The sequence below is a fragment of the Mesorhizobium sp. M7A.F.Ca.CA.002.04.1.1 genome (genome assembly GCF_004022805.1).
GTDB classification, from domain to species: Bacteria; Pseudomonadota; Alphaproteobacteria; order Rhizobiales; family Rhizobiaceae; genus Mesorhizobium; species Mesorhizobium ciceri.
The window spans coordinates 1-7,509 of sequence record NZ_RZPL01000227.1 but is presented as its reverse complement, the minus strand read 5'-3'; the positions used below and the strand labels follow the sequence as shown (position 1 = coordinate 7,509).

The following is a 7,509-nucleotide window of genomic DNA, read 5'->3' as shown; positions in this document are numbered from 1 at the left end:
GATCGACGCAGCCGAAGATGATGTCGTCGACGTTTGCAGTGTCCAGCCCATTGCGGTCGCGCAGCGCCTCGAGCGTCTTGGCGGCAAGCCGCACCGCCGGCACCTCGTGCAGCGATCCGTCTTTCTTGCCCTTGCCACGCGGTGTGCGCACGGCGTCATAGACATAAGCTTCAGCCATTTGCTTGCTCCTTGGGTTTGCCTGATGTCGCCTTCAGAGAGAGCGTCCGATCAGCAATTTCATGATCTCGTTGGTGCCGCCGTAGATGCGCTGGACGCGGGCGTCGCGGAACATGCGGGCGATCGGGTATTCATTCATGTAGCCATAGCCGCCATGCAGTTGAAGGCATTCGTCGACGACTTTTCCCTGCAGGTCGCTGAGCCAGTACTTGGCCATCGACGCTGTCACGGGATCGAGGCCGCCCGCGATGTGGCGGGCGACGCAATCATTGTAGAAGACGCGGCCGATGGTGGCCTCGGTCTTGAGTTCGGCCAGCTTGAACTGGGTGTTCTGGAAATCGATGATCGCCTTGCCGAACGCCTTGCGCTCCTTGACGTAGTCGATGGTCAGCGCCAGCGCCCGCTCGATCATGGCGATGGCGCCCGTGCCGATCTGCAGCCGCTCCTGCGGCAGTTGCTGCATCAACTGGACGAAGCCCTGCCCTTCCTCGTGGCCGAGCAAATTGGAGGTCGGCACGCGCATGTCGTTGAAGAACAGCTCCGACGTGTCGTTGGCCTTGAGCCCGATCTTGTCGAGGTTACGGCCGCGCTGGAAACCTTCGACCTCGTCGGTCTCGACGACGATCAGCGAGGTGCCCTTGGCGCCCTTCTCCGGATCGGTCTTGGTGACGACGATGATGAAGTTCGCAAGCTGGCCGTTGGTGATGAAGGTCTTGGAACCATTGATCTTGTAGTGGTTGCCATCCTTCTGCGCCCGCGTCTTGACGCCCTGCAGATCGGAACCGGCGCCGGGCTCGGTCATGGCGATGGCGCCGATCAGCTCGCCGGTCGCCAGCTTCGGCAGCCATTTCTTTTTCTGCTCCTCGGAGCCGTAGTGGAGGATATAAGGGGCGACGATCGAATTGTGCAGGCCGATGCCGAACCCGTCGACGCCGACATGGCCAATGGCCTCGATGATGGCGCTCTCATGCGCGAAGGTGCCGCCGGAGCCGCCATATTCCTCCGGCATAGAAGCGCAGAGCAGGCCGGCGGAACCTGCCTTCAGCCAGCTTTCGCGATCGACCATCTCGTTCTTCTCGAACTCGTCGTAGCGCGGCGCGATCTCCTCCGACATGAAGCGATGCGCCATGTCGTAGAGCATGCCGACCTCGTCCGCCGCCCAGGCGGGCTTCGGCAAAGAGAGCACTTCGGCGGGATTTGTCGCCACGATTTCCTCCGCGTATCGACAGACAGAAAGGCCAGTGAAGTCGAGCTTAGAACGCTTCCGCCGGCAGTGCCATCAATGTGTCAGCGCCGCTCGAAATGCGGGCGAGATGCGCCGATGTCTCCGGCATGATCCGCTCCATGAAGAAGCGCCCCGTCACGATCTTGTTGTCGTAGAAGGATTGCGCGCCATTGGCGTCCGTCTTGCCAAGTGCCACCTTGGCCATCTGCGCCCACATATAGCCCAGAGCGACCAGGCCGAAGAGATGCATGTAGTCGGTCGAGGCGGCACCCGCATTGTCGGGCTTGGCCATGCCGTTCTGCACCAGCCACATGGTCGCTGCCTGCAAATCGTTGAGACCTTTCTTCAACGCCTTGGTGAACGGCGCCATCTTCTCGTTAGCGCGGTTCTCCTCGCAGAATTCGCCAACCTCCTTGAAGAAGGCCTGCACGGCGCGGCCGCCATGCAAACCAAGCTTGCGGCCGACGAGGTCGAGCGCCTGGATGCCATTGGCGCCTTCATAGATCATAGCGATGCGGGCATCGCGCACGAACTGGCTCATGCCGTGCTCTTCGATATAACCGTGACCGCCGAACACCTGCTGCGCCATGACGGCGTGGTCGAACCCTTTGTCGGTGAGCACGCCCTTGACCACCGGTGTCATCAGGCCGGTGTAGTCGTCGGCGGCCTGGCGATCCTTGTCGTCGCCGGAGCGGTGGGCGATGTCGGACTTGATCGCCGTCCACAGCGCCAGCGCGCGGCCGGCCTCGTTGAAGGCTTTCATGGTCATCAGGCTGCGGCGGATGTCGGGATGGACGATGATCGGATCGGCCTTCTTGTCCGGCGCCTTCGGCCCAGACAATGAGCGGCCCTGCAAACGGTCCTTGGCGTAGCCGACAGCGTTCTGATAGGCGATCTCCGACAGCGACAACCCCTGCAGGCCGACACCGAGGCGCGCCTCGTTCATCATCGTGAACATCGCCTTCAGGCCGCCATTGGGCTCGCCGAGCAGCGTGCCCTCAGCCTCGTCATAGTTCATGACGCAGGTCGAATTGCCGTGGATGCCCATCTTCTCCTCGATCGAGCCGCAGGAGACGGTGTTCCTGTTGCCCGGATTGCCCGACGGGTCGAGCTTGAGCTTCGGCACGATGAACAGCGAGATGCCCTTGACGCCTTCCGGCGCACCCTCGATGCGGGCCAGCACCAGATGGACGATGTTGTCCGACATGTCGTGTTCGCCGGCCGAGATGAAGATCTTCTGGCCTGAAATCTTATAGGTGCCATCGCCGTTCGGCACCGCTTTGGTCCGCAACAGGCCGAGATCCGTGCCGCAATGCGGCTCGGTCAGGTTCATGGTGCCGGTCCAGGCACCCTCGATCATCCTCGGCAACCATGTCGCCTTCTGCTCGTCGGTGCCGTGGGTGATGATTGCCGCGATCGCGCCCTGCGTCAGGCCCGGATACATCATCAAGGACATATTGGCCGAGACCATATATTCGGCGACGGCGGTGTGCACGGCATAGGGCAGGCCCTGGCCGCCGAACTCGACGGGTGCGGCCAATCCCATCCAGCCGCCCTCGCGGTACTGGTCGAAGGCCTCCCTGAAGCCTTTCGGCGTGGTCACCGAGCCATCGTCGTGACGCACACAGCCTTCCATGTCGCCGACACGGTTCAGCGGATGCATGACGTTTTCGGCGAGCTTGGCGCCTTCGGCGAGGATCGCCTCGAGCACATCGGGCGTGGCGTCGGCAAATCCGGGAAGGTTCGAATAACGCTGGTAACCCAGAACCTCGTTGAGCACGAACAGCGTATCCTGGACCGGAGCCCTGTATGTCGGCATGCTTTTTCTCCACCCTGCAAACCCGGTCCGAATGCCCCGAAGACAAGCCAGGGCGGCATGCGGACCCATATTGGGAGCGGGATAGCAAAAATTGACGTTTGCGTAAACGTCAATTTTCTCGATGCGACAAGATTCCCCGCCCCCTGGAGCAATGAGCGTAGCGGCGCGACGTTGCGCAAGCCAGCGCCGAAAGGCCATAAGAGTGGGCCAGGACAACGAAAAGCCGCGTGGCAGGCCACGCGGCTAGACAGAACTCGGACAATCAGCAGACGACTTGGTGTCTGGCGCAATTCCTGACGGAATTGCTTCAGCTGGCGGCGCTCGCCTGCGGCGCCGAACGCTCGCTCAGCATCTGGCGCACCGCCGACATCGAGCCGCTGAGCTCGTTGATGGCGTCGTCGATCAGCGCCCGTTGCTTCTGCAGGCGGGCAAGCTGCTTTTCCGACTTGTCCAGCGCAAGCTTGAGCTGCTTGGTGTTTGAACCGGTGGGATCGTAGAGATCCATCATCTGCTTGACGTCGCGCAGCGAGAATCCGACCTTGCGGCCAAGCAGGATCAGCTTGAGGCGGGCCTTGTCGCGGCGCGTGTAGAGACGGGTCGAACCGTCGCGCTGCGGGTTGAGCAGGCCCTTGTCTTCGTAGAAACGCAGCGTGCGCAGCGTCACTCCATATTTCTTCGCCATCTCGCCGATGCGGACGAGGTCCTCGCCGGCTTCGGCAGACATATTGGTATTGGCCGCGGTCTCGCCGGCCGAGATAAGCTTCATGGTCACTGGCTTTCCCCGTCTGGTGGCGTCGCGGTCCTGGACCGTGCGTCGCCTGACTGGAAGCGGGGGCCTGCTTCCAGTCGTGGTTTCAACAAACAAATCGCAAACATGCGCTCAATGCGCCTTTTACGTTTACGTCAATTCTATACCGATTGCCGCAGGATGACGCAAGGGCGTTCTGCGCCCCGCCCTTTATGCCGCACCGTCAGGCCAGCAGCCAACATCCTTTCGATTTCTTAAGTTTGGTTAACGCGTTGTTTACCACGTTGGGGGAAATGTGGGCGCGTCGGCTACCCGTGTTTATCCTGTATCGAATTTTTCACGGTTTTTCGGAGCGCGGGCGAGAGCCCGGGAAGCTCGTCTTCCGCCGCGGCATCGCCGCCGGTCGCCTTCGTTCCGATAGGGACCTGGGGGAACTGGCCGCGAGCCAGCCATTCTGAAAGACGGACGCACCGATGAACAGCAAGCGGTCCTATCTCGATACACTCAATGCCGGCAGGCAGCGCAGGCCGCAGACCACGCTCGATCAGTTGAACCAGTCGCTGGAGACACTGGAGCAGCGGCTGGAGCGGACGCGCGAGGATCCGATGGCACGTCCCGAACTCCGCCAACCCGATCCCCGCCAATATGGTGCCGATGCGCGCTACCCCGCCGCCCGGCCCTCTGGCCAGCAGCGCTGGTATGAGGACCCGCAGCCCGCGTCGCGTCCGAAGAGCCCGATGCAGGGAGCCGCCGCTTTCGAGCAGAATTACCAGGCCATTGCCCGCGATATCGATCGCGTGCGCGGCCAGGAGGATGGCGTTGCCATGGTCGGCAAGATCGCCGGCGAATTGCGCGGCATGCGCGAGGAATTGCGCCACCAGATGACCGCAGGCCTGCAGCGGGAATTCGAAGCGCTGCGCAAGGACATCGAGCGGGCCTTCCAGTCAGGCGCAAGGCCCGGTGCTTCGGCCAAGGGCAGTGCTGAACTCGGCCTTGAGTTCGAGCGTCTTTCGGGCGCCATCCAGACCCTGGCCGAGAAGAGCGACGACAGAAGCGTCAACATGCTGCGCCTCGAGCTCGAACAGGTCAAAGCCGCACTCGAAACGCTGGCACGCGAAGAGAGCGTGCAGAAGGTCGACCGCCGCTGGGACGATTTCGATCGCCGCTGGACGGCGTTCGAAGACCGCCTCGACGCCGACCAGCGCAAGCGCTCGGACGACCCGGGCCTGTCTGCTCTCACCGCCCGGCTCGAGCAGATCAGCAATGCCGTCAACAATTTGCCGGAATCGTTGTCGCTGCGCTCGCTGGAGGAGAAGGTGCGGACGCTTGCCGGCGCTGTCGACCATTTCGCCAGCCAGCAAGACAATCGCGGCAGCGACACGCTTGGCATGATCGACGAGCGGCTGGACGAGATTTCCCGCGCCATCGTGGCATCGACGGTCGCCGCGCAAGCCAATTCATTCGACCACGAGGCTTTCGAGCGCATAGAGAGACGGATCGACTCGCTTGCCGGCCAGATCCAGGAAGTGGCGCAGGATCGTCCCGGCAACGCGGTCATGGACCGGTTGAGCACGCTGTCGGGCCGGGTCGACGAACTCGCCGGCCGCGCCAATCTGCCGGAGCAGGCGATGGAGCGCCTGGCCAAGCAGATCGCATTCATCGCCGACAAGATCGACCAGGCACCCGCCATGCCTGACGCCGACTACATCTTCCATGGGCTGGAGCAACGCTTCGACGTGCTGTCGAGCATGATGGAACGCCGCCAGGGTGACGCCATCGAACAGGGCAACATGCTGTTCCGCGATCTCGAGCGCAGGCTGGACGAGGTTGCTGACAGGCTCGACCAGCGCATGCCGCAGGTCGACAGCGTCGGCATCATGGAAGCCATCGATGCCCGCTTTACGGCGCTCGCCAAGCGCCTTGAAACGCGTGTGCCCGATCCCGCGGGCGAAGCGGCGATCCGCGGACTGGAGAGCCGGCTCGAAGACATTTCAAGCCGGCTGGACGCGTCGGCCGCACAGGTCGCCGGCATCGATCCGGCGCTGATCCGCAGCCTGGAAGCACAGGTTGCCGGCCTGTCGGCTCATCTTTCCAAGCCCAGCACCCCGCTGCCGGAATTCGAGGACATCAGCCCGCGTCTCAACGAAATTGAAAAGTCGCTCGCAGGAACCCGCGATTCCATTCTCGGCGCGGCGCGCGAAGCGGCCGAGAACGCAGTGCAATCGCTGGCCGGTTCGAGCGCCAATGCGACCGCGGTTTCCGGCCTCGCCCAGGATTTGAAGACGCTTGAAACACTGACGCGGCGCTCCGACGAACGCAATTCGAGAACGTTCGAGGCCATCCACGATACGTTGCTCAAGATCGTCGACCGGCTGGGTTCGCTCGAACCCGGCGAGCCGGTCGAGGCGATGAGCGAATTGCTGGATGCGGCACCGGCCGAGCCGAGCAACTGGCGCGGCGTGCGCCGACCCAAAATGGCCGTCGACGCGCCGTCGATGGATATCGATCAGCCCCTGCCATTGACTGGGGACATGGCAGATCTCGATGGCCGTGCCGCCGCCATCCTGCGCAATGAGCCGGGTGCACGCGGCGACCTGGGTATGCGTAGCGACCTCGGTATTGGTATTGGCACGCGCACGCCGGCCGAGGCTGCCGCGGCGGCGGCCATGGCCGCGCTCGGTTCGGACACGATCGCCGAGAAAGGCGGACAGGCCGGCGGCCGCAAATCGTTGTTCGGCGGGCTGGCCCGCGCCTTCAAGGGCAAGAAGGAGGCGGATATCCCGCCACTGGCCGGCTCAGCGCCGAGTGCCCCAATACCGAGCGTCGATCTCGACGAGCCGCTCGATCCGAAAATGGCCAACCGGCCGCTGGAGCCCGGCTCCGGCGCACCTGACCTCAATGCCATCATGAAGCGCGTGCGTGACGAGCGCGGCCAGCCGGCCAAGCCCAGCGACACCGATGCCGCGAAATCGGATTTCATCGCCGCTGCCCGGCGCGCGGCGCAGGCCGCGGCCGCCGAGGCCGATGCGCTGAAGCGCCAGTCGACGGTGACCGGACCGGTGAAGGCACTGCGGATCGGCGACCTGCTCAAGGCACGGCGCAAGCCGATCCTGATGGGGACAACCGCGATCCTGCTGGCGCTGGGCGCCCTGCAACTGGGCAAGGCCTTTTTCGCCGATCCGGCCCAGGTGGCGAGCAACGATGTCGTGCCGATCGTCGCCTCGCAGCCGATGCAAACCGCCTCGCTCGATGCCGCGAGCCAGCCAAAGACGGACGCGCAGCCCGCGGCAGTGGAAAGCGCGCCGGACCATGCCGTCAGACAGGCCGAGCCATCCGCACCGGCAACCAAGGACGACATGGCCGCGCAAAGCATGATTGCCACGCCGTCAGGCGCCGAGCCGTCGATGGGTGCCGCGCCGATCGCAGAACCGGTTCCCGCCCCCGTCGCCTTGGCTACATCGGCCGATGCAAACCCAGCGGCGTCCGAGACGACGACAGCTTCGGCTGCGCCGGCCTCGACCGTTCCGGTCGCCGCCGAAC

General features: G+C 63.7%; 4 protein-coding genes and 1 pseudogene. 1 reads left to right on the top strand and 4 read right to left on the bottom strand.

What is annotated here, in order from left to right; translation table 11 throughout:
- The 4 genes and pseudogenes from ENZ75_RS14170 to ENZ75_RS14155 form a co-directional block, all read right to left on the bottom strand.
- Positions 1–178 (bottom strand): annotated as a pseudogene (locus tag ENZ75_RS14170) (acetyl-CoA C-acyltransferase); the annotation flags it as partial.
- 33 nt (positions 179–211) lie between these two features.
- A complete protein-coding gene (locus ENZ75_RS14165) occupies positions 212–1,384 on the bottom strand; it encodes an acyl-CoA dehydrogenase family protein (RefSeq protein ID WP_082826644.1) in 1,173 nt (390 codons plus the stop codon).
- Positions 1,385–1,430: 46 nt separating this feature from the next.
- The gene (locus tag ENZ75_RS14160) at positions 1,431–3,221 is read right to left on the bottom strand and encodes an acyl-CoA dehydrogenase (protein WP_013533660.1); all 1,791 of its coding nucleotides are present in this window, start codon (positions 3,219–3,221) and stop codon (positions 1,431–1,433) included.
- A gap of 307 nt (positions 3,222–3,528) precedes the next feature.
- Entirely contained in the window at positions 3,529–3,987 is a 459-nt protein-coding gene (locus tag ENZ75_RS14155; RefSeq protein WP_013533661.1) for a MerR family DNA-binding transcriptional regulator, read from the bottom strand.
- Between the two features lie 455 nt (positions 3,988–4,442).
- Here ENZ75_RS14155 and ENZ75_RS14150 point away from each other — a divergent pair.
- On the top strand, positions 4,443–7,509 hold a 3,067-nt coding region (locus ENZ75_RS14150; protein ID WP_128278152.1), incomplete at its 3' end, for a peptidoglycan-binding protein.

Coding starts and splice junctions, on each gene's coding strand:
- ENZ75_RS14160 (WP_013533660.1), bottom strand. CDS start 3,221: ATGCCGACATACAGGGCTCCGGTCCAGGATACGCTGTTCGTGCTCAAC.
- ENZ75_RS14155 (WP_013533661.1), bottom strand. CDS start 3,987: ATGAAGCTTATCTCGGCCGGCGAGACCGCGGCCAATACCAATATGTCT.